This is a genomic window from Enterobacter sp. BNK-16, from assembly GCF_048684955.1.
Classification (GTDB): Bacteria; Pseudomonadota; Gammaproteobacteria; order Enterobacterales; family Enterobacteriaceae; genus Enterobacter; species Enterobacter bugandensis.
Window position 1 is genome coordinate 60,130 of sequence record NZ_JBLQTQ010000002.1, and the last position, 26,262, is coordinate 86,391.

Genomic DNA, 26,262 nt, shown 5'->3' on the forward strand with positions numbered 1-26,262 from the left:
TCATCCTAAGTCAGCCAAAAGCAGACTGTACCAGACCAATAATCCCCAGGTGGCCGGCGTAAGCATAATAAAAGAAATTACGCGGCATGAAACGCTGGCGGCCTTCCGGACAGATTTCCCTGCAGAAAGAAACCACCACCAGGGGGAATACCAGAGTAGGCAGCGTGGCCAGTAATAATGTTTCTGCGGGCAGGTTCAGGATATGCGACAACCCGTTTAAACAAATCAGTGACAGCACGACGCCAGCGACCGCCAGTCGCTTCACTCCGGGTATGCCGCTGCCTGATAAGGTTGCCATACTGATGGCCAGCGTAATTCCTGCCAGCCCGTAGCTTGCCGGCTCCAGTGGCCAAATCATTAGGGCCAGGATCAGATATCCGGCAAGCATTCCTTTCCGGCCGTGCCGGTACTGCAGGGCAAGCAGCTGCGTGACGCCGGCAAACACGAACAGAATGTTCAGGGCCCACCAGGGCTGGTGATGCAGGAAGGCCAGGCTGAACATCGGCTGCGTAATGATTGCCCAGATCCACAACCGATTGGCTCTCTTCTGCAGTCGTTCCGGGGTGCGCTGTACGTTCATCGCCCATATAAGCGTGAACAGGGGGAAGGCCATCCGGCCAAGCGCATACATCATCGGCCAGGCTGGCGACAGAAACACCGTATTGGTGTGGTCGATAATCATGGCCAGAAGTGCGAGGAGCTTGACCATATCGAGAGCAGCGGGACTGAGCTGGCTGGCGTTCCGGATTTTGGGAAGAACGTCGGGTACTGAATGATTCATGCTGTATATTCCCCTGGCGACACGCGGTTAACAGCCAGCCCTGAACATAATGCCAGAATGCCCTGCCGGTTTGCGTTGTGACCCTGACCTTAAGTTTCTCCAGAATCTTGCGCACCGCAAATTCTGATTTATCACGCAGCACACGCATTGCGCCCGCCACATCCTTATTCTGAATACAAATACTTAAAATATGAAAATCGTTCACACCGCCCCCTTTCTTACTCTCTTATTATCGGCTGTATGAATATTATATTTAGTGCGGTAGGAAAATTCCTAAAAAAATTTTTATATTAGCACCATAAATCATGTCACATTATTGATAATTTTAAATGACTGACGATAGTTTATTAATTATTTGCATTACATGCTGATGCCTTTTCCTTGACCAGAGCAAAATCTTCACGAATAGATTTTGCGGCTGGCTTCCACCCTTTAGCCCATTCCTCATTCATACGGCCTTCACTGACAATCTTCAGGGTGATGGCATAAGGGGTGCGCTGAAGTTTCTTCGACAGCCAGAGTATATGATCATCGATTCTGTCATCCGGAATATCAGCAATAATCGAATGAATAAGGTCAAGATCCTCCGGTGCCCATGGTTTTCCTGAACGAGGAAACACTTCATCCGGAAGGCGTGGTTTTTTTTCCTTTTCTTCTTTTACCTGCTTTTTAGCTTCCTTTTCCGCAGTGATGAGGCGCTGCCGTTCCATTAAGCCTCCCAGAGTTGCAACCGTCCTGACCATATTTTCGCGCTGCTCACGTGTAATATTTACTTCACCGCATATAATTGCATTTAACGTATCAACAAGAATTTCCAGTTTGCTTTCGGTTAATTTTAAAGTCATACAATAATCTCCTTAATTTTTATTCGTTTTTAGTTCTTCCTGATGCAGACTACGCCAGCGCCAGGGCTCTGTCTGACCCGGTACTGACCAGAGTCCGACTGACTGACGGCGGGCTTCGGCCTCCAGAACAGCGTAGTCTGGCCGGACGGGTTTTCCGTGGTACCGGTATGCCCAGGCCAGGCCTTTGCGTATCTGTTCGGCATTAACATCCGTCCCGCCAAGCCACACGGTACCGAGCAGACGTCCATAGCGATCCGTATCACTTCCGGTGACAGTTACATGCCGCTGGGCCACCATCGATGAGAGTTCCTGACGGGAACGCTGGCCGAAGGGCTGACTCTTTTCCGGCGCATCGATACCGGCCAGACGAATGCGCGTCAGTTGGTTTCCTGGCTCAAGCATCTCAACGGTATCCCCGTCCAGCACGCGCACAATCCGGCCGCTGATATCTGCACTGGCCGAAAACGCCACAACGAACAGGATCAGCGAGCAAAACTTCCGTTTCATTATTCGTTATCCCCGGTTGCATACACTGCGGTTATTAAGCACGTAAATTTCAACCCGACTTATCCTCCTACGAGGCTTTTTAAAAGGATGTCAAACATTGAATGTTATGTCCTGATCATGGGCAGCTCACCAGTGATATTGAACCCGTCCTGCTTTTTTTGTACCCACAGTAAACTTAGTCTGTATCCTTGTTAAGACAGAATAACGACTGGATATGGCGCTTACCTCTGAAAAATTGATCATAACTAGCAACCATTTTCCCCCAATTTTCAGTCATACATTGGATCTGAGTGATCGCATTGTCGACGTTTGTCAGAGTAAAAGGCTGTGACATGTTTATTCCGTTTTCTACATACTGCTTGTAGCGAGAGAATTCGTTCGTAATATGCATTTCAAGTTCATCGGCACACTTAAGGCAATTTTGTAGAGCGACAAGCATGTTAGTTAAGGCATCCTTCCGACTTCCGGAAGCTACGATCCCATAACTGAGCATCTGAATGGATAGTCTCTCACAGTTACTTAGTATTAGATGATGTCGGGTACGGATCTTGTTAAACAGATTTATCCTAGCCTGCATGACAAGTAGTCTGGATGCAGACGATGGAAACCCGTTGAAACCTGTATAAAATGCGCAAAAACTGCTTGCACGCTCCAGGAGTTCATTTTGCATGTTCAACTCAAGCAGGTTCTCATTCACCATTTTGGTCGCCAGGGTGTAACCTTCCTTAGAAAAAAACTCATTCAGATACTGGCTTGCTTTCCTATATGCAGCAAAAGCGGCGACGGCCATGGCAACGTTAGCAAGTGCGATAATCCAGTTGCTGATGTCATTATTTTTGGTGGCACAGCTCCAGATAATTACTGGGATGAGCATAGCCAAGGTCACCACTGTAGCGGCACAGAGTGCCCGATCAATTCTACTTATCATTGTATTCTCGCGATCACTTAAGGTTTTCTCTGAGCAGAGTGGCTACGTACTACCGCCAGGAACATATTTATCGGGGTGATTATCCAGAATTTTTACTGCATGACTGATGTTGAGCCCGGTCATATTGGTTTTAAGCTCATTCATCATCGCTGCACTGCTAAGTGCGATGTTGTTACCGAGCCTCCCTTGATATCCTTTTGAGGTGACTATCGTTAGTTGATTCAGTGAGGCAAGTTCTGCTCGCCCTGCGCACAGATCGTCTTCCACAGCATGCACATAAAGTGGTGAAGCAGCTACGATAAACTGATCTTTGTGCCTAGCCTGCATCAGAGCCCTCAGGGAGGCACTTCGTCGCTCCGCAGGCGGTCGCGTTGTCAGCCGTTCCCAGTGAGTGCGATGGCAGAACGGCATCGAGGAGAACGTCGCTTCATACGGGACCACCGGGTCTGATACGTGCAGCAGCCCCAGGCCAGCTGAAATCACCCACATTTCGGCACCGTTCCGCGCCGCAGCTGCAGCTGCCCTGCTCCAGTGCTGGCCCGTATACAGCTCGCCGGCGGTCATGGAGGGCGATCCGCGACGGGCCTGCGCCAGCCTTTCCAGCCAGAGCCCGTAAGCTCTCTCCACGTCATGTTCATCCGGAAAGACCGCATCACCTGCAGGCACGGTTTTGCGGCGCGTGCAGGTGACGATGAGATGGACGTTGCCTGTGCTCATGACGGCATCCCCGCGCTGTTGTCGTTCCAGACGATAACCGTGGCCAGATGGTCCGCCACCTCCTGCCCCGTGTAACCGGCCAGGATCGCCAGCGCCCTGTCGCCTGCGTCTCGGGAGAGCGGACTCCGGAACCCGAATCCGTCCATCATCAGGAGCCACTGCAGACGGTCAGTCCAGCGCTCGCCGGGTTTACGGACCGGCGAAAACACAATCTCCGTCAGCTGCCCGCGGTTGCAGTACAGCTGTCGCTGTTCCAGTTCGTCCAGCAGGTTGTTCAGCTCGCGCCGGTCAGCTTCTTCCTGATCCATCAGCGGCCAGCGGATGCGGTGCCACTGCAGCTCCTGCGCCTGGTCGCCCGTGAACCCCGCTCGGGTGAGCAGGTCGGCCAGCGCGGCCTCCGTGTCTTCCTCGTATGTGGCAGCCGTGAGCGGGTCCGCGTCGCGCAGAACGTGCAGCAGGCGCGCCGGTGCCGGCAGCATCCGCAGGGACGCTTCCGGCCTGACCACGGCCAGGCGAATATCCTCAGTCAGCCCGGTGATCCCCAGCGCATGCAGCGCGGCGTCCAGCTGGCTGTACCAGATGCCGGTCAGGTCCGCCGGCGCGGTACCGTCCGGTGTACCCTCCTCCGGCGCGGCGCTCTCATTGATCTGCATCCGGACCGCAATACCCGCCCCGTGGCAGGCCTGGAGCCACTGCGCCACCTGAAGGGGATCGCCCGTCAGGCGCGTCACCTGCCCGGCCGTGTTCCACAGCTGGAGACAGGTGATCCCGTCGAGGCGGATAACATAGTCGCCCCGGCACGCCAGGTGCCAGCGGTCGTCCAGCTCCACCGGCCGGTCTTCAGCCTCCCCGGCCTGGCCGGGCGGGATCAGGGGCAGAACCCGGACCGTTGTCGCGCGCTGCTCCGCCAGGACGCGCGCCTGTTCGTCAGCCAGAAGCGGGGCGGCCAGCGCCCGGCCGGCGTCCGTCAGCTCCACGGCCAGCTGCATGTTAGGGGCGCGCAGGGTGCGCAGCCAGCCCGCGGCTTCCATCCGCCGGCAGGAGGCACGCAGGTTCGGCCCGTACACCGGGGCGTCCCCGGCCTGCTCCAGCACCCGCTCAATATCCCGCGTGGCCACCGGTCCCGGACGTTTCGCACCGAGGGCGGCCAGCACAATCAGCACCCGGCGCTGCAGCGGTGACGGACGACGTGCGTTGGTCATGGTCATGCTGCGTTGTTCCCGTTCCGGATAAGTGCGTTCAGCCGCTCCCAGTCGGCATCAATCTGCTCATAGAAACGGGCATCCGGTGCTCCTGTCTGCCCTTTCAGCGCCAGACGGTGCCAGAAAGACAGGAAGTCCCGGGCTTTGTTCAGCTCCTGGAGATAGTAAGGGCCAGCCTCGCGGAGATCGCAATTTTTAATCTGCGCTTCCGCTTCCTGCAAAAGCTGCTCATAGCTGAGTGAAAACGTCACTTCTTTCTCATCCATCCTGCACGCTCCGTCTGATAATGTCAGTTTAGTGAAAAATTATATCTCGAATGATTTTCCACCAAATAAGTAAACATCATATCAGATATGATGTTATGAATTATGACGAATATCACATTTAGTATGATTTCATGATGTTGGTGCGATTATAATATTCCTTGCGTGTTTTCCGCCTCGCAGATCCGAAAAGATGCTTAGTAGGAAATGCCGTACCTGAGCCGTCAGGCTGGCCGGATGATATAGTGGATCCTCGAACCGGAACGGGAGGGTTAAATGGGAAATTATTCAGATTTTGAGACCGATTTTGTTCAGCGAACACTGGCGCTTATCGATCAATATAACGAAATGATTGAGGTGCTGGGCAAACCCTTCAGGGAGCAGTACAACTACACGTTGACCCTGAATTGCCTTCTGGGCCTTATCGTGTTACCGAAAGAGAGGGCGCTCTCTTTCCTGCCTGCTGACCGTTTAACGCGGCAACTTAAAGCAGAAATGGGATTACATGAGTCACAGCTGCCCGGACCGGAAATGAACCTGCGGGAGTTGATCCATAAGATGCGGAATTCAGTTGCTCATTTCTGCGTCCAGGTAGAGTCAGCCAGCCATGCACACCTTGTAGACTGGATTGTTTTCAGGGAATCTCAGGGAGATGGAGAAGTCTACGCCAGCTTCAGCGCTCCGGAGCTTTTACCCTTTCTGAAATATTATGCGACCCTGCTGCTCGACAATATGGCCCGCCGTCGAGCCCCCGCTGTTAACATATTGGATTTGTAAGGGATTTACACCATGCTGATTCTCGATTGCTCCTCACGAACTCAGGCGTTGCATACATTATCTGCCGGGTTTGGCTGTCCCCCTGAAAAGCTGAAAAAAGTGCTGCTTTCGCTCGATCTTGAAAGTATCTACGAGCTTAATCCTCGCCAGTTGGTTGATGCACCTCAGTATCTGAGAGAGTACGTCTGTGCGGAACTGGGCGAACCGGGACCATTCACCCGGGCTCTGTGGTTTCATGGCACCCGGACTTTCGCCGGTAATACTTTTCCGGCGGGGTTACTGGCGCTAAATCAGTCAGAATCCCTCGCCATGAAAATGCTGCTCGACCTGGCCCCAAATGAGATGGTCCGTACACACCTGAAGGAATGGGATGTTCCGGGGGGCGTCCCGGATGAGATGTTTCAGCTCAGAACCGGCGATAAAATCCACTGGGGGCCTTTTGGCCATTTAGTCCGGGAATTACATTTTAACGCCAGTGAAAATGGACTGCATGATTACCTCTGGCTGCCGGAGCTGGTAGAGGATGTCTGTAAGGCCTACCAGAAGAAATACGGCCACGATCTTAAACCGCATTATCTGAGCGTGCTTCATCCCTGTATTGTCTGGTTCGAGGCGGATATTGTTTATGAAAAAGGGGTTCTTGAAACGGCTCTGTCATATGCCTATACATCAGTCCGTGACCTCCCGCCGGACGGAAACGCAACTTTCGGCATAGACTGTGACGGGAAATCTGTGTCCAGGTCGGCCATTGCCAGAATCGAGTTTCTGCAGCCCGGGCAGATGTAATCCCTAAAAAACGGGTCTGTGATCCGGCCCGTTTGTTCATTGCCGTGAACCCAGTATTGAGGTCATTAAAGCATTAAGTGGATCACTTGCAGCTGGCTGCAGAAAGGTTTTACATTGACCCGGATTATGCCGTTTCCCTTCCTCCTGCCTGGTAAAGGATCTCTGAATGCACTTTTATGTGGATGAAACAGGCCAGACTGGCCGAAACCTTTTTGACAAAACCCAGCCAGTCCTCTCCTACGGAGTGCTGTCGTCTGATGCTAATCTGGATAAGGTTGCTGAAGCAGATCTAGCCGTAATACGCAAAACGCTTGGCGTGCAGCGCCTGCACGCTGCGGAACTGGGCTTGCACCGCCTTTCTGACCTTGTGGATACGCTGCTGGTTCTGCAGAAAAAGCACCGGATACGGTTTGACATCTGGCAGGTAGTAAAGCGCGATCATGCCATTATTTCGTTCTTCGACCAGGTATTTGATCAGGGAATGAATCCGGCCGTTCCCTGGTCTGCATACTGGACCCCTCTGCGCTACCCCCTGCTGCTGAATCTGGCCAGCCTGTTTGATGATGAACTTGCTTCAAACGCATGGACGGCAAGGCTGGAGGCGCATGATGAGCGGGCGTCGGAACTTTTTTGTACCGTCAGTGATGAACTGATCAGCAGGGCGGCAGCCAGCGCGCTGGACCACCGGTCGAAGCAGCTGATCACCGATGCCCTGAACTGGGCGTCAGCCAATTTTGAACAGCTGGGCTATAACTGTAAAACCAACAAGGAAAGGCTGCGGATTATGCCCAATATGATTGGCTTTCAGTCCGTATTGCACGGGATCTGTTCCCGCCTGGGGGCACCAGAAAGAAAGGCCAGTATCATTGTTGACCAGCAGTCACAGTTCAACACCACCCAGCGTGAACTTAACGAGTTTTACTACCAGATACGGGATATGCCCTGGGAACTGGGGCCCGGATTACCTGTTATGAACATGAAAAATATGCCGGCTGAACCACTTGTATTCCAGTCCGGTACCAAGAGTGCAGGTCTGGAGCTGGTAGATATTTATCTCTGGACATTCAAGCGATTCATGGAAGACAAGGCGCTGACAAAGCCACTTTCCCGCCTTGTTTATACCAATCTGAAAACAGCCAGGACCAACAGCGTGTCAATCCAGTCGGTTGCCAGTCGATTTAAGGAACTCCTGGGTAAACTCCCGGTACCAAGCGCAGAGATCATGAGGCAGGCGCAGGAGCTGCGGGACTTTGATGAAGCCAGACGCATGCCATATGTGGTGTCGGGATCACCCGACTGATGCCGGATATTATCTGCTTTCAACTGCTCCCTCTCAGGGGCAGGTTTTCAGGTTAACCGGCAGCTGTGATCCACGACGCCGCTTACAGTCATGCTGCGATGCCAGAATGTCAGCAACCTGATAATCGGTCCCCATCGCCACATCGTGCAATAGCAGGAAAAAGTCCCCGTCACTGCCGCCCCTGCGCGAATCCAGATACCGCTGCAGCCATCGGGCATGATAAAGAACGTGGCGCTGTTCGCGCTGCAGCCATTTCAGCGGCAGACGGGACGTCATATCGTCAAGGATACGCATTTCCTGATGAAGCGGCGCAATAACAGCGGAAAATTCCTCTCTCAGTATCCGGGCAGGTTTCTTCTGTCCGAACATCGCGGCCATTTTGCTCAGGACATCCTCGATCGTCCGGCTGACTTTCTGGGCCTGATCACGGGAGGCCTGATAACGCGTAAACCAAAACTTACAGTAGAACCCCGCAGCGGCAAGCAGCGCCGTAAGGATCGGTCCAATCAGACTTGTGTCCACAATATTCTCCTTAAAGATGGTCATGAGGCCACCTGAAGCAGCCGATGACGCAAATATACCCCGTTTTAGCAATTAGTGCTATCTGAGAATACAAAAAGTGCTATTTGTTGTTTTTGGTATTGATATTTAAACTGATGTGTGAATTTTGATTTTCCTTCAATTTTCTCACCTGAGATCCGAAAAAAGCTAAAGTCGGATCCTGAGCCACGAGCCGGCAGGCTTCCGTCCCGTCTTATCACCGCAGAAAAGGCATAAAAAAACCGCCGGGAAGGCGGTCTGTATGCAGCTAGCAGGGGAGATCAGGAGGTGGTGCTGGCGAGCCTGGCCGCAAATCCAATGAAAAAGAGACCGACCAGGCATTTACGATTGCAGACAGTCTGCGGTTACCACAACTGCCGGCGCGGTTTCAGGCGGGATAGATGGATTCTTTTCTGGCATTAATGCCCTGAAGATGAACACGGCCGTTGTCAGGCAAATGGATACCCATCAGGCGCAGGATAAAGTTACGCCAGCCTCGGTTAACCTGACGATTATAGTCATACAGGTCAGTATTCTCTGCCGTATCGCGGTCTATCCGATTCAGCAAAATCTGGATAACGGCGAGTTTAAACTCCTCCGGAAGGCGTTCCGGAGCAATAACAATATCTCCGGAAATTGCTTCAGCCGGTTCACTGAAAAGCCAGCCGTTGCCCGTGGAGTCCTGCAGTTATCCTTCAGGACAACTGCAGGTGGCGAGACGTTGTCCCTGCGTCTGAGGCACTGCCAGAAGGCACGGCTAAAAAGCTTAAGGAAATGGCCGATCGCCAGGCCTGGTCCGTTTATATTATTCAGGCAATATCTGCGATCCAGTTTTTCAGTAGTGCAGCAACATCATCGCTGTTCTGTTCAAAGAACATCATATGGCTGTTACCCGGAATACCATGATCAGGCAGGAAGACGCTGTCAGCTTTGCCGTTTACGGCATGGATTTCATCGACCAGCGTCTGGTTCAGCTCGCCTGAATGCCCGGTGTTGGAATAGTGTCCGCCTGCGCTGTTGACGTTGAGAAGCGGAATATTGTGTCTGGCCATCGTGGCCGCTACCGTTTTATATTCACTGATAGGCCCGTTATCGAACCATTTTCCGGGCTGTGGGAAACGATTTTCGCCGCTGTAGCCGTCCAGCAGGATCAGGGCTCTGAACAGGTCCGGGCGCCTCAGCAGCAGACGTTGCCCCAGACCACCGGCCATTGACCACGCCACAAAAACTGCCGGGCCGGACAGATTATTGACCTTTTCAAGCACGCTGATGAAGGTGTCGTCCAGAATGGCATCAGGAACCGGTTTATTCGGGATAAGCGTCCCGAGCAGGCGACGTCTGGAAGCCTCATCACCAGGCATCTGATTGCCCTGAAGGATACCATCACCCGGTACCCCCCATTCAGGTCCCATATTCCATGCAGCCCAGGCACTGCTGTCCTGGCCTGGCCAGAACCCTTTATCAACAGACATCGCGCCATCAATCACCATCTGTGCATGGTCGATATCATCCGGATTAAAGCCGGCACGTCCTGACCCGGGCGGATCGATAACATACACCGGGTGGCCGTTACGCAGGAAGAATTGCGCCCAACCTTCTTTCCCGTCAACGTTACTTAACCAGGCTGAAGCCGCGAAATAATTATGGGTCAGAATGATAGCCGGGCGATCTGCCGACAGGTCTGAAGGAATATAGTATTCCACGTATGCCTGATGGCGCAGGGTAACCTCTTCTGTGCCGTCGGTATTCTGCCGCCTGACCACTTCGCCACCGGCAATAAAGGAACCAAATGTTGAGAGTTTTATATCTTGCATAGCGTGCTCTTTTCGTAGGTTTAAACAGGTGAAACGGACATATCGTCAGTTTATACAGCTTCGTTTTTATTAAAGTTTGGCGTCCAGGATAACGGAGAGAATGGTCGTTCCGGGCTCTTTAGAAAAATCAGGTGCCAGCTGAGCTGCCACACTGGCGAGGGACGTGATTTGTGCGCCTGCCTGTGCAGTTCGGGCCAGTGCTGCATCTTCGGTGCGAGCTGAGCGATTACCGATACAATCCACAGGGATCAATACCCGATACCCGTTATCCAGAGCGCCCAGCGCGGTAAGCATGACGGCAACCTCTGAGGTATAGCCCGAAACGATGAGGGTGTGTTTTCCAGATTTTTTAATTGCATTAACGATTTGCTTAACCCTGAATGGATCCGCATTTTCCCGGTAAATAGTGTTTTCTGCCGTCGCGTAAGGCTGTAGTTCCGGAAGGAGTTCACCCGGTTTCCCATTCCGTGGCACGGTCAGAAAAAGGGACGGGGCCTTGATGGCATGAGCAACTTTTGCCAGTCCCCCTGCGTTGGCTGCCAGCGCAGACGGTGACATTGTATTGCTGGATGCGATTAGATCAGGATGCAGGTCGGCAAAGATAAACAGTACATCTGATGGATCCAGCGTATCGTTTCTGACCGTTTTTACACCGGTTGCTGAAATTACCGAGGATGTATAAGACAGATGAGTTTCCGGCGCAGTTATCTGGTTATCTTTTGCCTGTACGCTGGTCAGAAACAGGCTTGCACCCAGTAATATTCCCATATTAAGGGAGGTTAATTTTTTATTCATTTGATGAGTCGCTCTGATTGAGTGTGTGAGAGGTTTATTTATTTGCAGACTTGCCCGGGGCACCATGACCATAAATCGCAATATTAGGGAGCTGAAATCCCTGCACCTATGAGGCCATGAAATTAATATTGCCTGACAATTCTCATATGTAGCGGTCATACCGGTAGACATGACAGTTACCAGATGATGTATCCCGTCCATTGACTCGACAGGCAGAACGGACGGCACAAGAATGCCGTTTCGGCAGCCTGTTGCGTATCTGTCGCCGTTGTATTTCCTGAACGGCGGGAGACAGCACTTGTGCAAAACTGCATCAGGACATCACCCGTCTACACTATACTGCAAATGTTTTATGACATTTAATGCAAAGATGAGAATGAACTGATGAGATAATTTCACTAATATTGATGACTGAACCAGCCGCATGTCGGACGGGCGGCTTACGGTTCCGTTCTTTTCAGCACCATTCCGGACTGATTAATAATTTATTACGACTTCCTGTGGATTGTTATGGCTAAAGATAATTACAACGACCTCGCAGCGTTCATGGCGGTTGCCTCCGAACTCAGTTTTACCCGGGCGGCCGCCAGAATGAACGTATCTCCCTCTGCGTTAAGCCATACCATCCGGAATCTGGAAAGGCGGCTGAGTATGCGACTGTTTACCCGAACAACCCGGGCTGTGGCCCTGACTGAAGCCGGCATTCGTTTACAGTCAGGAATTTCACCCCTGATGGATGCCATTGACGAACAACTCGATGCGCTCAACACTCTCCGGGATAAGCCTGCCGGTACCATACGTTTATCTGCCCCTGAATTCGCCGCCCGGTTTTACCTGTGGCCAAAGATCAGACGGTTCATTTCTGACTATCCGGATGTGACGGTTGAAATGAACGTCAGTAACAGCCTGCTTGATATCGTGTCCGAGAACTTTGATGCAGGGATTCGAATGGGGGAAAACCTGGCTAAGGATATGATATCAGTAAGGATAAGTCCGGATACGCGCTATCTGGTAGTGGGCGCGCCGGCCTATCTGGACACCATTCACCTTCCCGCGCATCCCCGGGAGCTGATTCAGTATAAATGCATTAATTACCGTTTTTCGCTGGCAGGTCAGATTGTCCCCTGGGAGTTTGCCCGTGACGGAAAAATCGTAAAAGTCCGAGTTGAGGGCCCCCTGATATTTAATGACGTTGAGCATGCACTGCAGGCGGCTGTGGAGGGAATTGGACTGGCTTATGTGCATGAAGAGTATGCCGATGAGTATCTCCGCAATGGCATGCTACAGGAACTTCTGGCTGACTGGTCGCCGCTCTGGGAAGGTCTGCACCTGTATTACCCCAACCGGCATCTTACTTCATCAGCTTTTACCGCGTTTGTAGAGGCGCTTAGATTTCGTGAATGATTGCCGCATAGCGACATCCCGGTCGCCATTGCTCTGTTATTCAGTAAAAGGTGCTTATTACTGAAAAATATATTCAGTCCGCAATTAATGTTGCAGTGCTTTTTTGTGACACATGACGATCAAAACCAGGCTCCTTTTTTAAAGCGTACATGATTATGGTCAGAAAACAGTTCCTGAAATAAGCGTGTTCTCTGGCGCAGGTCGTTTTCTGGCTGTCCGTGCAGACCCTGGCTGCAGGCTCGCTGATCATGAAGATGGATACCGGGTCTGTACCCGGTATGGTTCAGTATTTACAGCCGGTCATTCTTCTGAGGAGTAAAACCGGGCAGATGAAAGGTTTTTCTGTAACGGGCGCTACTCCGATTCAGCGAAACAAAGTCCCTTTTCTCCGGTCAGCTCTTCCGCTTTGTCCCACAGAGCCTTCGCCTGTTCAGGATCCGCAGCATAAGAACGAACGCCTTCGCGCAGCCCCTCTCCATCCATCACTTTCGCAACGTGACAGTCTTCGCAATACCGCCCCCCGGCCTCCTCCACAGGTGCCGCCACTGCAGCCCATACCGTTGTTGCCGCTCCCTGTGAAATATCCTTATAGCGAAACGGGGGGCGTCCGGCTTTTTGGTTGGCTTCATTTATAGAAGCGACAAGGGCTTCTTCATCTTCTGGACTGTAATGCCGCTGAAGTTCTGTCCGGATGGAGCCTGGATGAACGGCAATGGCACGAATGCCATATCGTTGTGCTCGTCGGTCCAGCTCCAGGGCAAACAAGGCATCAGCCGTTTTAGAACGACCATAAGCTATCCACGGATCGTAGCGGCTGTGGGTAAAATTAAAGTCGTTCAAATCAATATTTGCCCGTGAGTGTGCCCCTGAGGATAAAATAACGACCCTTCCGCCTTTCTTAAGCAGTGGAAAAAGGCGGTTAACAAGAACAAAATGGCCGATAAAGTTTGTGCCAATCTGGATTTCAAATCCCTCTTTAGTCAGACCGAATGGTGTGGCCATAACCCCGGCATTGGCAATAATAATATCCAGCGCTGAAACGCTGTCCCGAAGTTTACCGGCACAAGAACGGACACTGTCCAGGTCGGCAAGATCGAGCTGGATCAACGAAAATTTACCGCCGCCCTGTATTGCCGCTTCATGAACAATTTGTGTAGCCAGCTTACCTTTATCAATATCCCTGACCGCTCCGATCACTTCAGCGCCATGCGCAACCAGTGCCCGGGCTGTCTCTACGCCAAGCCCGGCAGATGCCCCGGTGACAAGAATCCGCAAACCAGAAAGATCATGACCTTTCAGAACATCTTCTGTCGTCGACTCCGCATTAAACTCGTTTTTCATTTTCACTCCTGGTATATGTATGACTAAGGGAGGGGGTTGTGTCTGAAACCTCCCCCATTTTCCTCGTTCAGCGGCCTACCAGTTTTAGGTCCTTTTCGTTATACCGGGTTCCTTTCACCGGCATTTTAAGCAAGAGAGCATCCAGTTCCTGAAGGATTTCCGGCGTCAGCACCACTGAAGCTGCCGCTGTATTTTCCTGCATACGGTGTATCTTTGTGGTCCCCGGGATAGGCACAATCCATTCCTTTTGCGCCAGTAGCCACGCCAGTGCCAGCTGGGCACTGGTACACTTAATCCCTGATGCCAGACGACCTATCTCTGTCGCAATTTTCACATTGTTATCACGGGATTCTGTACTGAATCTGGGAAGACGGTTACGTACATCATTTTCATCAAAAACAGTATCTGATGTGATTGCTCCCGTCAGGATCCCCTTGCCAAGGGGACTAAATGGAACAAATCCCACACCAAGTTCATTCAGAAGCGGCAGAATGTATTTTTCAGGATCCCGGGTAAACAATGAGTAATCACTCTGCACAGCCGTAACCGGGAAAACGGCATGGGCGCGGCGGATGGTCTCAGGCCCCGCTTCAGAAAGGCCAAAATGTTTGACCTTCCCTTCTTTCACCAGATCCGCAACCGTACCCGCCACATCTTCAATAGGAACATCGGGATCCACGCGATGCTGGTAAAACAGGTCGATATAATCTGTTTTCATCAGCTTCAGGGATTTTTCAGCCACCTGCCGTATCCGCTGCGGACGGCTGTCGAGCAATCCCGTTCTGGCATTACCGTCCTTCCAGCCAAATTTTGTGGCAAGTACGACGTCATGGCGAAATGGAGCAACCGCTTCTCCCAGTAGCGTTTCATTTTCAGCGCCATAAGCTTCTGCAGTATCAAAAAAAGTAACGCCGTTCTGATAAGCTGACCGGATGAGTTGCACTGCTTCATCCTGCTTCACAGCTGGTCCATATCCGAAAGAGAGTCCCATACAGCCAAAACCTATGGCAGATACCCGGAGTTCCTGACCCAGTTTACGTTGTTTCATTCTTTCTCCTTCTGATCATCCAAAGTTTGTTATAGAACCTGTTTCATCAAAAATTAATACTCATGTTTGAGATGGACTTATGAAAAAAAATCAACAATACATAACTGAAAGGCCAGTTTTATGTAACTGGCCAAAGTTTCAGCGATAGGCGCTGCTGACTAAAAGAATTTCGTCAGGGGATGAAAGTGGATACAGCTTCAGCCGGTGGGCGATTAATTCTCCCGAATTTATATATCACCGAACTTCTCTTTCACCAGACGTTCTGCGGCGTCCCAGAGAGCACTTGCATGTGCTGGATCCTGAGCATAAGAACGAACCCCGTCGCTGACCCCCTCACTGTTATTGATGTAGGCGACATGGCAGTTTTCACAGTATTTACCGGCGATATCAGACACACTGGCTGCGGCGGCAGCCCAGACTGTCGTCGCAGCTCCCTGTTGTACTGTTTTCCACTGAAATGGTGGGAGACCTCTTCTGGCATTCGCCTTATTAATCTCAGCGATGAAAGCTTCATCGACTTCCTTACTGTAATGGCGTTGCAGTTCGGTCTGGATCGCACCTGGATGAACGGATGCTGCGTGAATATTCTGGCTTCCGTACCGGCGTTCCAGTTCGACTGCAAGCAGTGCAACTGCCGTTTTTGAGCGGCCATAGGCTATCCAGGGATCATAGGGAGTGAGCTCAAAATTCAGATCCTCAATATTCACGTCAGCAATGGCATGGGCAAGCGAAGAGAGCAGGATAATTCGTGCTCCCGGATTAAGGGCTGGTATCAGACGTTTAATGAACACAAAGTGACCGATGAAATTTGTACCCATCTGGGTTTCAAACCCGTCCGCCGTTTTCCCTTCCGGTGTCGCCATGACGCCTGCGTTGGCAATGACGATATCAAAATGTTGGTTACTGTTGAGCAGGCTGTCCGTTGCTGCACAGACACTGTTCAACGCGGCGAGATCCATCTCAATTAAGTGAAAGGAACCGGCCGATTCTGCAGCCAGTAATCTGATATCAGAGACAGCAGCTTCCGCCTTTTTCAGGTTACGCGCAGTTCCTGTCACTGAAGCTCCCCGTGCAACCAGAGCCCGGGCCGTTTCCACGCCAAGACCGGCAGAGACACCGGTTATCAGAACATTTTTACCTGTCAGGTCAACATTGTTGAGAACATCGTTTGCGGTGGACGTTGCAGTAAAGTCAGTTGTCATAAATTATCCTCAGTAAGAACAATAGCCACGGGTGCTGATTCACCGGTGAGTTGCCAGATTTCCACGAAAGAAAAACCAGATAAGGAAGGTTATGCCCAGCACTGCCATGCCTGCACCTGCAACGGCGTACCAGTTACCGGCATTCCAGAGCAGACCTGTCAGGGCTGAACCCGTTGCCCCACCGATGAAGTTTAAAGTAATAAATGCGGTATTAATCCGGCTGCGGTTGACTGGATCCAGCGCCAGTATTCTGGACTGATTCACCACGTTCAGCGTCTGGATTGCCATATCAAAGGTAATAACGGCGATAATGACCAGCCAGATGGTGTGTACGGCAATCAGCGTCACAGCAAGGGAAACAATGGCCAGAATGAGTGCATAACCCGTTGCTGCAACCGAGTATCCTTTATCGTGAAGTGAGCCCGCTCTTCGCGCTGCGAGCGCTCCAGCAAGACCGGCAATGCCGACCAGACCAATTTGGTCGGTCGTATAGAAAAAGGGCGAACTGCTCAGAAGAAATGTTAAACCTGTCCAGAATGCGCTAAAGACGGCGAAGACACCAAATCCCAGCATCAGGGTGGTACGGATAGCCTTGTGGCTCCCTGCAATTTTAAAAACAGAGAGGATCAAAGGAACATAGGGTATACGAGCTTTATCTTTTTCTTCGGGGAGTATGAACAATAAAAGCATCGCTAACAAAAATGTGCATCCGGCGGCAAAAAAGTAGATAGACCGCCATCCCAGATATTCACTGGAAAAACCGCTCAGTGTACGTGAGAGCAGGATCCCGGTCAGCATTCCGGATACAATAGTGCCAATAATTTTTCCACGTTTAGCAGCAGGAGATATATCGCTGATAAAAGGAGTCAAAATACCTCCTCCCACTGTAGTCACTCCCAGAATCCCCATAAATATACACAATATAATGAACTGCGAGGAAAGAGCACATCCGAGAAGGGCTAGTGCAGAGGTAAAGAGAACAGCAGGGATCAAGTATTTCCTGTTTATCGTATCACCCAGTGGTACAATCAAGAAAATCCCGAGTGCATAGCCCAGTTGCGTAATCGTAATAAGTAGACTGGCGTTGCCTGCCGGAATATGCATATCAATAGCAATAACATGCAATAATGGCTGGGCCCAGTACAGATTTCCGACAGCAAGGCCGCCAGTGACGGCGAAGAGGAGCACCATCGCTTTCGTGAGGTTTGTTTCAGGGATCATGCTCTTATCAGTCAATTTTTCTTCCTTATGACGGTCAGGTGTTAGTTTTTTCCAGTAGCCCTTATCAAGGCAGATATATATGATTATTAACTAATGTGATTTATTCATTTTTTTATACTTCCTCAGCCGTCGTCGCTATTTCACCTAAAAAGGGGTGATCGCAAAATATACAACTAGGCAGTATGCAATATGTTTATCTTTAAGCAGAACACTTGTCGCACCCAGTAAAAATCACCGGTAAATATTAAACATTTCGGTGCGTAGACAAAAAAAGACGAAGTATTTTATATTGTGATTTTCAGATTCGTTATTAACCGTTCAGTTTCTGGGTGAGACATACTTCATTTAATAAGCTCCGGGGTGACAAATTAGCTACTCAACGGTAGTTGATAAGCCGCAGCATTAGCTGCGGCAACAAACCTCAGCGTCAGAATAAATCAGTAAAGCCCCTGCTTATCCCAGAATTCACAGTGATGAGTATCAGCGAAATGCCCTGATACCATTCTGGCTTTCGGAAGGGCGAAGGTCATGAAATTATCTGACTTCGCACTATAGCGGGGCCAGCTCTGTTCACGGCTGGACATTTTTGCCATACCGGAGAAGTAGCCGACCATTTCCTGTGACAGTTTTTCCTGGGCTGGGTTAAGGCTGATATGTATATCGCTTCCTCCGTGAAAACCCGGAAACACGTAAGCCAGTTCAAATGTATGAGCTGCCAGCAGAGGGAATGTTGTTGCGCTGATATAAGAGGGTGCAGTGCGATCGCTAAACTCATACGCATACACGGGGATTTTATCAGCCAGACTCCGGTTTAATGCGCGCGCAGGGCAGGAGAACATGCTGTCCGTTGCAGCGGCTGCAAAAGCCTCACTAGGATTGTCATAGTTTTTAAGTGGGTATTCTGCCAGCACCTTAGGCTTGAGCGTTTTACCGTACTGCTGTTCAATCCATTCGGGGTAGTCTCTTTCCTGCAGGGTTTTCCCTGTCAGTATTTCCGGCAGTGCGACGAAAAAGCGCCCTTCGTCACGCGTTGTCCCGTTGATAAGCGTAACCGGGTTGATCTTACCACTTTTGTAAGCATCAGCCGGATGAACAGGCAAGGTTTTACCGTCGATGATAAATTCGTTAAGTGCGAACGATGGCTGAACATCCAGGATCCGCTTGGTCGGTACGGCGCGCAGGCATTCTGCATCCCCGGCATCACAGCCCAGGGCTCGGGCAAATTTTATCCCCGTTTCACGCGCAACATCCAGTGGACGCGGAGCGCCAAAAGCTGGATGACGCGACATGATTCCGGAACCACTCATTGCCACAACATGCTGGAACAGACCAGCTGATCCCGGAGCGGCAATATGTGCCATAACGCTGTTACCGCCGGAGGATTCTCCGGAAATGGTGACATTAGATGGATCCCCGCCAAAGGCAGATATATTCTTCTGCACCCAGCGCAGTGCCGCCTGCTGATCCATAAGTCCGTAATTGCCTGCTTCATGCCCTTCTGAATCCAGCCCTGGAGTGGACAGAAAACCAAACATTCCCAGTCGGTAATTTAAGGTGACAACAACAGAATTACCTTCCCTGACGAGTCTGGATGGGTCGTAATCCCCCCCCTGCCCTACCTGAAGCCCTCCTCCGTGGATCCAGACGAAAACTGGCAGCTTTTGATCACTATTGTGCATTTCAGCTGGGCGATAGACGTTCAGGTACAGGCAATCTTCATTTCCCCCGGCCCTGGCGAACTCACCAAGATCAGCGTTCTGCGCACAGCTTGCTGCCAGTGCATTTGCCTTTAAGGCCGTTGTCCAGGGAGCGACTGGCTGCGGGGGTTGCCAGCGTAATTTACCGACAGGTGGGGCGGCGTAAGGCAGGCCAAGCCAGGAACTGATACCATTAATTACCGTTCCTGTGACCGGACCTGAAGAGGTGGATACCTCCAGTGTATCCTGCGCCATGGCTGGCAGAGCCATCATCAGGCAGGCGGTGGTAATCAGTGCCGATACTGATTTTTTGAGTTTACCATTTCGTTTCATATTCGATCTCATATCAGTCACATCTCTAAGAATGTAATGATAGATTGGTTTTTGTGATTAAATTAGTATCTGAATAGTGGATGCTATAATGTATAAAATTCATTAATTGAACGGTAAGGTACCTGTACTGGGCTCCATTGTGGCAGTCTGAGTTAACAGGGCTGAGATACTAGGAAAAAGTGACCAGTAAGCTTTTTCTTTTTTGTAAAAAAACAACGTCCTGAGATTTCTTTGATGATCCGCAATAATATTAACGACCTTGTCGCTTTCCTTGCTGTTGCAAGAGAGCGAAGCTTTACCCGGGCGGCTGCGAAGATAGGGATCTCTCAGTCAGCTCTGAGTCACACCATAAGGAACCTGGAGAAAAGACTGGGTGTACGTTTGCTGACCAGAACCACCCGCGCCGTTTCACCGACAGATGCCGGTGAAAAACTGATACAGGGCATAGGTCCACATTTTGATGGCATTGAAATGCAGCTTGAGGCGCTTAACGCGCTGAAAGAATCGCCCTCAGGCACCATTCGTCTGAATGCACCGGATTACGCCATCAGCAACGTGATCTGGCCAAAACTGAATGATTTCCTGCTGGCTTATCCTGATATCAAAATTGAGCTGATGCTCGACAACGGTCTCTCCGATATTGTGACTGAACGCTATGACGCCGGAGTACGTATGGGCGAGCAGCTGGCAAAAGATATGATTTCTGCACGCATCAGCCCTGATTTTCGTTTTGCAGTGGTGGGTTCTCCCGCCTATTTCAGCAACCATCCTGTCCCCCGTTCTCCTAATGAACTCATCACTCATACCTGTATAAACTACCGGTTTCCGTCATCCGGTGCGCTGTATGCGTGGGAATTTGAGGTGGAAGGTAAAGAAGTCAAGGTACGCGTTGACGGGCAGCTGACCTTTAATAATATTTTTTATGTTCTCGACGCAGCACTGGCCGGGTACGGACTCGCCTACGTACCTGAAGAAATTGCCCTGGCATATATAAAAAAGGGCGATCTCCTCCGGGTTCTTGAAAATTGCTCTCCCTGGTGGGAGGGGTTTTATCTCTATTATCCTCACAGGCATCATGCCTCCCCAGCCTTCAGAGCGCTTACTGAGGCCCTCCGTCACCGCGGCTAAGCTCTGACACCATCCGGTCTGTAGTGTATTCCTTCTCATGAATTTCATGCCACAGTTAACTTTGTAACGAAGATCATATGCGAGTCCTGTCAGGTTCCGGGTGAGGTATTTTTTTGATTATCAGCCCGGACCAGGCTTCCTCATCATCAGGCTCATGCCAAAGCTGGAATGGGGGATCGCCATTCCAGGTATAACGACACGGCGGGAATGAAAATAAGCGGAAAAGTGGCATACACTAAGTCATAACAGTCAGGTTTAAGCCACCCGTTTTTAAGGCGGGTGGCCTGGTATCCCATCTGGTTATCTTAAGTTTGCCGTGAAGAAATGTTCAATTTCAGCAAACGGGATTTTACCCGCAGCGTTATCGTAGAGATCGACATGGTTTGCCCCAGGGACAATCACCAGTTTTTTCTCTTTGCTGCCGATTGCCTTGAAAGCATCTTCAGCAAAATAGCGTGAGTGGGCTTTTTCACCAGTCACGATAAGCGCCGGAATGGTGACTTCGCTGGCGTAACTCAGCAATGGCATATTCATAAACGACAATGGCATGGTTGCATTCCATGCCCCGGTGGAATTGACCGAACGCGCATGGAAACCACGCGGCACACGGTAGTAATCGAAGAATTCTTTCAGTACCGGATGGGGGTTGGCGGGTAAGGTTTCCGGCAGAATACGCGCGGCAGCGGTGGCGTTACCCTTCTCATCAACATAAATGTCATGCCCGCCCGGCGCGGAAGTACCGTTTGCCGCATCCTTCCAGCGCTGAGCGTTCAGAAACTGCAGTACCGCACGGCGATCGGCAGTGGTGTAGCGGTCTTTACCATCACCCACCCCATGCCCCATCGCCCGACTCATGTCATACATTACGCTGGTCGCCACAGCTCTGACGCGAGTATCCATCGCTGCATCATTTAACGCCATCCCCCCCCATCCGCAAATGCCGAGCAGGCCGATACGGTTACGATCCACCTCGTGTTGCAGGCCCAGAAAGTCCACGGCCGCGCTGAAATCCTCGGTATTGATATCCGGTGAGGCAACATTACGGGGATAGCCACCGCTTTCGCCCGTATAGGAAGGGTCAAACGCCAGTGTGACAAACCCCAGTTCGGCCAGCGTCTGTGCATACAGGCCGCTGGACTGCTCTTTCACCGCACCGAAGGGGCCGCTGACGGCAATAGCAGCCAGTTTACGGTTACCGCGGTCTTTCGGCAGGTAGAGATCTCCAACTAAGGTGATCCCGTAGCGGTTCTGAAAGGTCACCTTACGGTGATCCACTTTCGCGCTTTCGGAGAAAGTTTTATCCCATTTTTCAGTCAATGAAACAGGCGCATTCGGGTTAGTTGTATCAGCATAACTCATCGTTGTAACTCCACTTAATAAAGCGCATAGCAGCATGACGGGTATCCCGGATTTCAGTCTTCTGGAGAAAAGCGTCATCAAAAACCCCCTGAAATAAACGCGACAGAAGCAGGACTTGAATGGACAATGCTGCTGTGCCTGGTTGACATTTTCCTATTCTAGCTAGCAGTAAAAGAGCTTATTAGTGGGTAAAAAGTGCTAAGATTAATAGCTTATTGTTCTGAATAGCGAACTGGCAGTGAGGAAGAATGGCGAAACGGGAAAACTATAATGACCTTTACCTGTTCATGCAGGTCGTGAGGGAAGGTAGTTTTACTGCTGCCGCGCAACGGCTTGGCCTGGCTCAGTCGGGGATCAGCCGCGCTGTCCGCGAACTTGAAGAGCGCCTTGGCGTTCAGCTTCTGGTTCGAACCACCCGTCGGTTATCACTCACTCAGGCCGGCGAACAACTTTATCACAATGTTGCATCCGGTTTTGACGCCCTGGACCTGGGGCTAACCAGACTGGCGCATTATCGCCAGACACCCTCCGGTACGGTACGCATCAATGCCAGCCAGCACGCCATTGATAAAGTCCTGCTACCGAAGCTGGCAGCATTTAAACAAAGCTATCCCGATATCAGACTCGAGCTCATCAGCGAAAGCCGGTTTGTCGATATTATTGCAGAGCGATTTGATGCAGGCGTTCGTCTGGGCGCGGAAGTGCGAAATGGTATGATTGCAGTACGTATTTCCCCTGATATGGAGATGGCCATTGTCGGTACGCCGGAACACTTTCGTCGCTACGGCTTTCCCCGAACTCCCGCCGATTTAGCCGTACATCCCTGCATCGCTTATCAGTTTGGCGACGGCAACCTGTACGCCTGGGAACTCGATCTGGATGGGAAAAAAATCACCCATCCACCTCAGGGACAGTGGGTTTTCGCCGACAGCTACATGGAAGCCAGAGCGGCCAGGCTGGGTCTTGGCCTGGCCTATGTCCCGGAAGAGCTGATAACCGAGGATTTAGCACAAGGCACACTTATCCGGGTACTCCAGCGTTTCAGCCGGCGTCTTGACGGTTCATTTCTCTATTACCCGCACCGCAATGTGTCACCTGCACTGAGAGCGGTAATTGATACATTACGAATTTAAAGAATGAAAATATGATTATGCGCAGATCAGGTCATGAAGCAGCAGTTCCTGACATAGCACGGATAATTTAACTAAACCAGGCAGAGGGTGCACAGTTTCAGTTGAGTATTGTTCAACGATTTATCCGTCACGAATCTCGGGGAACTCCTTTCTTTCTGTTTTCGAACACACACTATATCGTCTTGCCCGGAAGGCATATACATTCATTCATGAGTATTATTCATTGGTTCAATAGGTTCACGTTTATAGTTAATCAGTAATCAACAGGCTATAGTGAAATGATAAAATAAAAAACCGCCCGCTCCCGTAATTGGATTTGTCATTTCTGAAAATCAGTTACTTCTTGTTAAACCAGAAAGGCAGTAACTACATCTGAAATCGGGACATAATTGTTGGGTAAGTGAGCGAGTTTTAAAATGATACTTTTGTTAATGGCTGTAATTAATAAAGCTATCATTTTGGGGATGGAAGTCAGCTGCTTATTACTGAGGTGTGTCGGAGTCGACTGTTTTTTTCAAAGGACAACGAGCTGATTCACAATCTCAGAATATTTTCCCACATACATTCTTGAACGAGGATCGTTATGAAATCAATACCAGCTGTTTTTCTGGGAATCATCCTGTCAGCGCCAGGTTTCGCGCAAGTTACTCAAGGAGAGCACCGCATGTCTTCAGATACCCCCCCTTCTGTTGCCGTCGTTTCCCCGGCATTGCAAAGTTATATTCAGAACGCTGTTGAGGGTGATCTGTGGAAACGACCACAGCTTTCACCACGTGATCGAAGTGTCATTACTGTAGCCGTACTGATAGCCCGGAACCAGATATCGGAGCTTTCGGGTGAGCTGAACAGGGCCCTTGATAACGGTGTTAAACCCCGTGAAATATCTGAAATCATTACGCATCTCGCATTCTACTCCGGACTTGCCAATGCCACAGGTGCTGCCACTGCAACGGCAGATGTCTTTGCTGCCCGGGGCATTGGTGTCGAGCAACTCCCCTCAACTGAGCCTGTACTGTTACCCCTGGATGTAGCCGCAGAGACAAAGCGGGCTGAAACTGCGGAGAAGATTGCAGGCTCCGTTTCGCCTGCACTGGTGCAATACACCACTGACATCCTGTTCAGAAGCCTCTGGCTACGCCCTGATCTCACACCCCGTGACAGAAGCCTGGTGACAGTATCTGGCCTTATCGCGAATGGTCAGGTGAACCAGATCGGATTCCATCTCAATAAAGCAATGGATAACGGCCTGACCCGTGCACAGGTTGCTGAATTGATTGCTCAGGTTGCGTTTTATGCAGGCTGGCCCAACGCGTTTTCCGCAGTTCCGGTTGTTCAGGACGTTCTCAATAACCGGAACAGCTGAGAAAAGATTCTTCACAACCCCTTTTCATACCTGGAGTGTCAGACATGAGAAATATATTAATGGTCGCTCTGTTTGCATCAGTAGTTATATCAGACAGCGTTAATGCCGATGATGGTCAGGATATTACAGTAACTCCGGCTGGCACTGTGTCTTCAGAGCAGGGCTCTCCTGATTATTTCACAGGGCATGTGATTATCGATCTACTGACGCCTTCGTCGTTAAAAACTCCTGCGTCATCGGGTCTGGTGACATTCGCGCCGGGAGCCAGAACAGCATGGCATATTCATCCGGCAGGTCAGATGCTTATTGTCAGGTCGGGTAAAGGCTGGATTCAGAAAGAAGGTCAGGAAAAAAGGATTATTAACCCCGGTGATGTCGTCTGGATCCCGGCAGGAGTAAAACACTGGCATGGCGCCACTGATACTACCGGAATGAGCCACATCGCGGTTACATATCTGCAGGACGGGAAAGGTGCAGACTGGCTTGAACCCGTATCTGATCAGGAGTACAGCGCAAAGTAAATCATTGCCGGCCAGTTGAGCCGGCTCTTCCTGAAAACCACCGCCCGGTAATCTTACTTTCCCTGCGGCAGTATGACTTGTGCATGGAGTGACCCGCATTTACAGAAAGGTTCATTCACACAGTCCGGATATCAGCAGACGCCTGCTCAGCTTAGGTGTAGTAACCTGCATTTGAAATTACCCGACCTGCATTTACCCCCGATTTTCAGCCCACGTTAGCTGCAACCAGCGATGGTCTCAAAGCCACAATACCTGCAAAATGAACCTGCATTTATCCGTATCGACCTGCATTCCATTTTCACCTACCCATAATAACTGAAAATGAAAAACTGACTATCAGTGCCCATAGTAGGGAACACCTTCCAACGATATATACCTCCTCTGGTCCGTTATCTTCTCCCTTCGTTCTTACTCCATCCGTTGCCCGCACATCCAACAAGTTGTCAGATCTAAACATTATGTTGACAATATTCATAAATCACATAAAACTAAACTGTACAGTTTATAGTATGGGCCATACAAGGAATTGCTCGGTCCAGCCGTCATTCATTACGTCAGGATATTTACATGAAGATCATCAGCAACATAAACCGGTCTGCCACAGTCAGTCTTGTGCTCTTATTTGTCGCGGGTTGCTCCGGTAATCAGCCCGTGCGTTACAGCGGGATCGAATCCGTATCAAAAATGACAGCCAATTCCGATGAGGATGATGCAAAGCGTATTCCCTGGCGTTATGCCCCCCAGGTGGACTGGCAAAAATATAACAACATCATTATTGACCCCGTGACTATCTATCAGGGAAAAGACGGGCAGTTTGGTGATATGCCGCAGTCAGATCGCCGTGCACTTGCGTCTTATATGCAGGAACAGTTTACCCACGCCCTGAACGGGCGTTTCCAGGAAGTTAAGACACCCGGCCCGGGAACTCTCCGTCTGAAACTGACCCTCACGGGAGCTGACACCACTCCACAGGTTGTCGGAACGTTTACCAAATTTGACCTGGCCGGTGGCCCCTACAACATCGTTCAGTCAGTCAGGGGAGGTGAAGGCCTATTCAGTGGTTCGGTGAGCTATGCTGCCGAAATTTATGATGCCAGCAGCAATGCATTACTGCAGTCTTATATTGCACGTCAGTACCCAAATGCAATGAATGTTTCAGCCAGTATCGGTTCACTCAGCGCAGCCAGAACGGGTATCGAAAAGGGGGCTGAACAACTGGCAGAGATACTGCAATAGTCCCTTTTACTTACCTGATGG

At 50.7% G+C, this 26,262-nt stretch carries 26 protein-coding genes; 9 read left to right on the forward strand and 17 right to left on the reverse strand.

Annotated elements, in window-relative coordinates:
* Positions 1–10: 10 nt before the first annotated feature.
* The 7 genes from ACMGGH_RS23110 to ACMGGH_RS23140 all read right to left on the reverse strand — a co-directional run bounded on the left by ACMGGH_RS23110 (position 11) and on the right by ACMGGH_RS23140 (position 5,246).
* Positions 11–781 carry a TraX family protein gene (locus ACMGGH_RS23110; protein WP_420299251.1) on the reverse strand — a complete coding sequence of 257 codons (771 nt, stop codon included), beginning with the start codon at positions 779–781 and terminating at the stop codon, positions 11–13.
* Between the two features lie 347 nt (positions 782–1,128).
* The gene (locus tag ACMGGH_RS23115) at positions 1,129–1,626 is read right to left on the reverse strand and encodes a hypothetical protein (RefSeq protein WP_420299252.1); all 498 of its coding nucleotides are present in this window, start codon (positions 1,624–1,626) and stop codon (positions 1,129–1,131) included.
* 12 nt (positions 1,627–1,638) lie between these two features.
* Complete coding sequence (locus tag ACMGGH_RS23120) at positions 1,639–2,133, reverse strand: thermonuclease family protein (protein WP_420299253.1); 495 nt, start codon at positions 2,131–2,133, stop codon at positions 1,639–1,641.
* Between the two features lie 175 nt (positions 2,134–2,308).
* Positions 2,309–3,061: a hypothetical protein gene (locus ACMGGH_RS23125; protein ID WP_420299254.1), complete on the reverse strand. Its 753-nt coding sequence runs from the start codon at positions 3,059–3,061 to the stop codon at positions 2,309–2,311.
* A gap of 42 nt (positions 3,062–3,103) precedes the next feature.
* Positions 3,104–3,778: a DUF6884 domain-containing protein gene (locus tag ACMGGH_RS23130; RefSeq protein WP_420299255.1), complete on the reverse strand. Its 675-nt coding sequence runs from the start codon at positions 3,776–3,778 to the stop codon at positions 3,104–3,106.
* Positions 3,775–4,986, reverse strand: a complete 1,212-nt coding sequence (locus ACMGGH_RS23135; protein WP_420299256.1) for a hypothetical protein — start codon at positions 4,984–4,986, stop codon at positions 3,775–3,777. Before ACMGGH_RS23135 ends, ACMGGH_RS23130 begins: the two co-directional genes overlap by 4 nt.
* A complete protein-coding gene (locus tag ACMGGH_RS23140) occupies positions 4,983–5,246 on the reverse strand; it encodes a hypothetical protein (RefSeq protein WP_420299257.1) in 264 nt (87 codons plus the stop codon). The genes ACMGGH_RS23135 and ACMGGH_RS23140 overlap by 4 nt, the downstream gene beginning before the upstream one ends.
* A gap of 273 nt (positions 5,247–5,519) precedes the next feature.
* Between ACMGGH_RS23140 and ACMGGH_RS23145 the strand changes: the two genes are divergently transcribed.
* The 3 genes from ACMGGH_RS23145 (at position 5,520) to ACMGGH_RS23155 (ending at position 8,106) form a co-directional block, all read left to right on the forward strand.
* Positions 5,520–6,020 carry a HEPN family nuclease gene (locus ACMGGH_RS23145; protein WP_420299258.1) on the forward strand — a complete coding sequence of 167 codons (501 nt, stop codon included), beginning with the start codon at positions 5,520–5,522 and terminating at the stop codon, positions 6,018–6,020.
* Between the two features lie 12 nt (positions 6,021–6,032).
* A complete protein-coding gene (locus tag ACMGGH_RS23150) occupies positions 6,033–6,806 on the forward strand; it encodes a hypothetical protein (RefSeq protein WP_103744263.1) in 774 nt (257 codons plus the stop codon).
* Between the two features lie 166 nt (positions 6,807–6,972).
* On the forward strand, positions 6,973–8,106 hold the full coding sequence (locus tag ACMGGH_RS23155; RefSeq protein ID WP_420299259.1) for a DUF3800 domain-containing protein: 1,134 nt from the start codon (positions 6,973–6,975) through the stop codon (positions 8,104–8,106).
* A gap of 33 nt (positions 8,107–8,139) precedes the next feature.
* On the opposite strand, the gene ACMGGH_RS23160 is transcribed toward ACMGGH_RS23155, so the two are convergent.
* From ACMGGH_RS23160 to ACMGGH_RS23175, 4 genes are all read right to left on the reverse strand, one after another.
* Complete coding sequence (locus ACMGGH_RS23160) at positions 8,140–8,652, reverse strand: hypothetical protein (RefSeq protein ID WP_420299260.1); 513 nt, start codon at positions 8,650–8,652, stop codon at positions 8,140–8,142.
* 382 nt (positions 8,653–9,034) lie between these two features.
* Entirely contained in the window at positions 9,035–9,334 is a 300-nt protein-coding gene (locus tag ACMGGH_RS23165; RefSeq protein WP_420299288.1) for a hypothetical protein, read from the reverse strand.
* A gap of 121 nt (positions 9,335–9,455) precedes the next feature.
* Entirely contained in the window at positions 9,456–10,460 is a 1,005-nt protein-coding gene (locus ACMGGH_RS23170; RefSeq protein WP_274578683.1) for a hypothetical protein, read from the reverse strand.
* Between the two features lie 69 nt (positions 10,461–10,529).
* Positions 10,530–11,255, reverse strand: a complete 726-nt coding sequence (locus ACMGGH_RS23175) for an isochorismatase family protein (RefSeq protein WP_274578682.1) — start codon at positions 11,253–11,255, stop codon at positions 10,530–10,532.
* Between the two features lie 510 nt (positions 11,256–11,765).
* Between ACMGGH_RS23175 and ACMGGH_RS23180 the strand changes: the two genes are divergently transcribed.
* On the forward strand, positions 11,766–12,659 hold the full coding sequence (locus tag ACMGGH_RS23180) for a LysR family transcriptional regulator (RefSeq protein ID WP_274578681.1): 894 nt from the start codon (positions 11,766–11,768) through the stop codon (positions 12,657–12,659).
* A gap of 354 nt (positions 12,660–13,013) precedes the next feature.
* Here ACMGGH_RS23180 and ACMGGH_RS23185 read toward each other — a convergent pair whose 3' ends face one another.
* The 5 genes from ACMGGH_RS23185 to ACMGGH_RS23205 all read right to left on the reverse strand — a co-directional run bounded on the left by ACMGGH_RS23185 (position 13,014) and on the right by ACMGGH_RS23205 (position 19,501).
* Positions 13,014–14,000, reverse strand: coding sequence for an SDR family NAD(P)-dependent oxidoreductase (locus tag ACMGGH_RS23185; protein ID WP_274578680.1), 987 nt, complete (start codon positions 13,998–14,000; stop codon positions 13,014–13,016).
* Between the two features lie 67 nt (positions 14,001–14,067).
* On the reverse strand, positions 14,068–15,048 hold the full coding sequence (locus ACMGGH_RS23190) for an aldo/keto reductase (RefSeq protein WP_274578679.1): 981 nt from the start codon (positions 15,046–15,048) through the stop codon (positions 14,068–14,070).
* Between the two features lie 227 nt (positions 15,049–15,275).
* The gene (locus ACMGGH_RS23195) at positions 15,276–16,250 is read right to left on the reverse strand and encodes an SDR family NAD(P)-dependent oxidoreductase (RefSeq protein WP_274578678.1); all 975 of its coding nucleotides are present in this window, start codon (positions 16,248–16,250) and stop codon (positions 15,276–15,278) included.
* Between the two features lie 39 nt (positions 16,251–16,289).
* On the reverse strand, positions 16,290–17,486 hold the full coding sequence (locus ACMGGH_RS23200; protein WP_274578677.1) for an MFS transporter: 1,197 nt from the start codon (positions 17,484–17,486) through the stop codon (positions 16,290–16,292).
* 422 nt (positions 17,487–17,908) lie between these two features.
* Positions 17,909–19,501 (reverse strand): carboxylesterase/lipase family protein, encoded by a 1,593-nt coding sequence (locus ACMGGH_RS23205; RefSeq protein ID WP_282982952.1) that lies wholly within the window; start codon positions 19,499–19,501, stop codon positions 17,909–17,911.
* A 234-nt stretch (positions 19,502–19,735) separates the two neighbouring features.
* On the opposite strand from ACMGGH_RS23205, the gene ACMGGH_RS23210 reads away from it, so the two are divergent.
* The gene (locus tag ACMGGH_RS23210; protein WP_282982951.1) at positions 19,736–20,629 is read left to right on the forward strand and encodes a LysR family transcriptional regulator; all 894 of its coding nucleotides are present in this window, start codon (positions 19,736–19,738) and stop codon (positions 20,627–20,629) included.
* A gap of 300 nt (positions 20,630–20,929) precedes the next feature.
* On the opposite strand, the gene ACMGGH_RS23215 is transcribed toward ACMGGH_RS23210, so the two are convergent.
* Entirely contained in the window at positions 20,930–22,066 is a 1,137-nt protein-coding gene (locus ACMGGH_RS23215; protein WP_420299261.1) for an alpha/beta hydrolase, read from the reverse strand.
* A 170-nt stretch (positions 22,067–22,236) separates the two neighbouring features.
* Here ACMGGH_RS23215 and ACMGGH_RS23220 point away from each other — a divergent pair, with 170 nt between their 5' ends.
* The 4 genes from ACMGGH_RS23220 (at position 22,237) to ACMGGH_RS23235 (ending at position 26,241) form a co-directional block, all read left to right on the forward strand.
* Entirely contained in the window at positions 22,237–23,121 is an 885-nt protein-coding gene (locus tag ACMGGH_RS23220; RefSeq protein ID WP_282982949.1) for a LysR family transcriptional regulator, read from the forward strand.
* 583 nt (positions 23,122–23,704) lie between these two features.
* On the forward strand, positions 23,705–24,484 hold the full coding sequence (locus ACMGGH_RS23225; protein WP_282982948.1) for a carboxymuconolactone decarboxylase family protein: 780 nt from the start codon (positions 23,705–23,707) through the stop codon (positions 24,482–24,484).
* Between the two features lie 44 nt (positions 24,485–24,528).
* Positions 24,529–25,005, forward strand: coding sequence for a cupin domain-containing protein (locus tag ACMGGH_RS23230; protein ID WP_338019606.1), 477 nt, complete (start codon positions 24,529–24,531; stop codon positions 25,003–25,005).
* A 567-nt stretch (positions 25,006–25,572) separates the two neighbouring features.
* Positions 25,573–26,241, forward strand: a complete 669-nt coding sequence (locus ACMGGH_RS23235; protein WP_420299262.1) for a DUF3313 domain-containing protein — start codon at positions 25,573–25,575, stop codon at positions 26,239–26,241.
* Positions 26,242–26,262: the final 21 nt, after the last annotated feature.